The following is a 3,118-nucleotide window of genomic DNA, read 5'->3' on the forward strand; positions in this document are numbered from 1 at the left end:
GAAAGGAGAGTATCCTATGTTTACAATGGGGATTGATATTGGATCTGCATCTTCAAAGGTAGTAATTTTAGAAGATGGAAGTAAGATTGTTGCAGCAGAAGTTATTCAGGTTGGAACAGGTTCTTCAGGACCTAAGCGTGCATTGGATGAAGCTCTTTTAAAATCAGGTCTAAAATTAGAAGACATGACTAAGATTATTGCTACAGGCTATGGTAGGTTTTCGGTAAAAGAAGCGGATAAACAAATAAGTGAAATCAGCTGTCAAGCTAAAGGTATATTCTTCTTAGTTCCAACAGCAAGAACTATTATAGATATTGGTGGTCAAGATGCTAAGGCAATTAAGCTTGACAACAAAGGCGGAGTAAAGCAGTTTTTTATGAACGATAAATGTGCAGCAGGAACAGGACGTTTTCTTGATGTTATGTCAAGGGTACTTGAGGTAGAGCTAAGTGAAATGGGAGAATATGATTCACGTGCTACAGAACCTGCTACAGTCAGCAGTACTTGTACAGTTTTTGCAGAATCAGAGGTAATATCACAGTTATCAAAAGGACTTGCTAAAGAAAATATTATAGCTGGAGTTCACCAGTCAGTTGCTAGCAAAGCCTGCGGACTTGCATATAGAGTTGGATTAGAAGAGGATGTAGTTATGTGCGGCGGAGTCGCAAAGGATTTAGGAGTTGTAAGAGCCATAAGCAGAGAGCTTAAAAAAGAAGTTATTGTAGCACCAAATCCACAAATTACAGCTGCCCTTGGAGCAGCACTGTTTGCCTACCAGGAAGCCATAGGATAGGTAAAAATAAAGAAGAGAGGGATAATGAAGATGATTGATATATCAAATAAAAGTTCAAAAGAATTATTAGCATATTATCAAGAAAAATTAGATGAAGAAGCAAGACAAGCGAAAAAAGAAGGAAAACTAGTTTGTTGGTCTGCATCTGTTGCTCCTCCAGAATTTTGTGTTGCTATGGATATTGCAATGGTATATCCAGAAACACATGCTGCTGGTATCGGTGCAAGAAAAGGTGCATTAGATATGATTGAAGTTGCAGATAAGAAAGGTTATAACGTGGACCTTTGTTCTTATGCAAGAGTAAATCTTGGTTATATGGAACTTTTAAAGGAAAAGGCACTAACAGGAAAAACTCCTGAAAAGCTTGCAAACTCACCAGCTGCAGATATTCCACTACCTGACCTTATAATAACTTGTAACAATATTTGTAATACGTTATTAAAATGGTATGAAAATCTTGCAGTTGAATTAAACATTCCTTGTATCATAATTGATGTACCATTTAACCATACAATGCCTATTCCACAATACGCTAAGGACTATATTGCAGAGCAATTTAAAGAAGCTATTTCTCAGCTTGAAGAAGTTTGCGGAAGAAAATTTGATTACGATAAATTCCTAGAAGTACAAAAACAAACTCAACGCTCAGTAGCACAGTGGAACAGATTAGCAGCTATGGCATCTTATAAGCCATCACCACTAAACGGATTTGATCTTTTCAACTACATGGCTCTTATAGTTTGTGCTAGAAGCAGAGATTATGCAGAAATTACCTTCAAGAAGTTTGCAGATGAACTTGAAGAAAATCTTAAAAACGGAGTTTATGCTTTCAAAGGAAATGAAAAGAATCGTATAACTTGGGAAGGTATCGCTGTTTGGCCGCACTTAGGGCATACCTTTAAAGGATTAAAAAACCTTGGAACAATAATGACCGGATCAGCTTATCCAGGACTTTGGAATCTAACTTATACTCCAGGAGATTGGAGCTCTATGGCTGAAGCTTATACAAGAATCTATATAAATACTTGCCTTGATAACAAGGTTAAGGTTCTTAGTGACATAATTAGCAACTCAAAATCTGATGGTATAGTATATCACCTTAACAGAAGCTGTAAGCTAATGAGCTTCTTAAATGTAGAAACAGCTGAAATTTTACAACAACAAAATGGATTGCCATATGTAAGCTTTGATGGAGACCAAACAGATCCTCGTAATTTTGCACCTGCTCAATTTGACACTCGTGTTCAGGCTTTAGCAGAAATGATGGATCAAGGTAAGGAGGAATAAGCTAATGAATAGAATTGATAGTATTATAAATGAATTAACATCGATTTCAAATAATCCTATAAAAGCTATGGAAGACTTCAAAAAAGAAACTGGAAAAGGTGCCGTAGGTGTTATGCCATATTATGCTCCTGAAGAACTTATCCATGCAGCAGGCTTTCTTCCTGTAGGTATATGGGGTGGACAAAAGAGCATTTCTAAAGCTCGTGCATATTTACCTCCATTCGCCTGCTCTATTATGCAAACTGTTATGGAGATGCAGTTAGAGGGAGTATATGATGACTTAGAAGCTGTGCTTTTTTCAGTTCCATGTGATACATTAAAGTGTCTAAGCCAAAAATGGAAGGGAACATCTCCAGTAATAGTATTTACTCATCCTCAAAATAGAAAAATTGAAGCTGCAAATAAATTCTTAGTTGAGGAATTCAAACTTGTACGTGAAAAATTAGAGAAAATACTAAACACAGAGATTACTGATGAAGCATTAAATAGAAGTATTGAAATATACAATGAAAACAGAAGAACCATGAGAGAATTTTCTGATGTAGCTGCAGAATATCCTAATATAATAGATCCAATAAAGCGTCATGCGGTAATAAAAGCAAGATACTTTATGGAAAAATCAAAGCATACAGCAATGGTTAAGGAATTAATAGCTGAAATTAAAGCTCTTCCAGTTGAAGATTTTAAAGGTAAAAGAGTTATATTAACAGGAATAATGGCTGAGCCTAAGGAAGTATTAGAAATCTTCAAAGAAAATGGATTTGCTGTTGTTGCAGATGATTTAGCACAGGAATCAAGACAATACAGAAATGATGTTCCAGAAGGAACAGATCCACTATACAGATTAGCTAAATGGTGGCAGGACTTAGACGGATGTTCCCTAGCTACAGATGTTAAAAAGGTTAGGGGTCAAATGCTTATAGATATGGTAAATAAATATAAGGCAGATGCAGTGGTAATTTGCATGATGAAATTCTGTGATCCTGAAGAATTTGACTATCCAATATACTATAGAGAGTTTGAAGAAGCTGGAATTTA

At 35.9% G+C, this 3,118-nt stretch carries 3 protein-coding genes; all 3 read left to right on the top strand.

Going from position 1 to position 3,118, the window contains the following annotated elements:
- The first annotated feature begins 16 nt into the window (after positions 1–16).
- A complete protein-coding gene (locus CLHOM_RS00015; RefSeq protein WP_052219625.1) occupies positions 17–793 on the top strand; it encodes an acyl-CoA dehydratase activase in 777 nt (258 codons plus the stop codon).
- A gap of 30 nt (positions 794–823) precedes the next feature.
- Positions 824–2,080, top strand: coding sequence for a 2-hydroxyacyl-CoA dehydratase subunit D (locus tag CLHOM_RS00020; protein ID WP_052219622.1), 1,257 nt, complete (start codon positions 824–826; stop codon positions 2,078–2,080).
- A 4-nt stretch (positions 2,081–2,084) separates the two neighbouring features.
- A partial coding sequence (locus tag CLHOM_RS00025) for a 2-hydroxyacyl-CoA dehydratase subunit D (protein ID WP_052219623.1) occupies positions 2,085–3,118 on the top strand: 1,034 nt, incomplete at its 3' end.

Source organism: Clostridium homopropionicum DSM 5847, from assembly GCF_001263795.1.
In the GTDB taxonomy this organism is placed as follows: Bacteria; Bacillota; Clostridia; order Clostridiales; family Clostridiaceae; genus Clostridium_H; species Clostridium_H homopropionicum.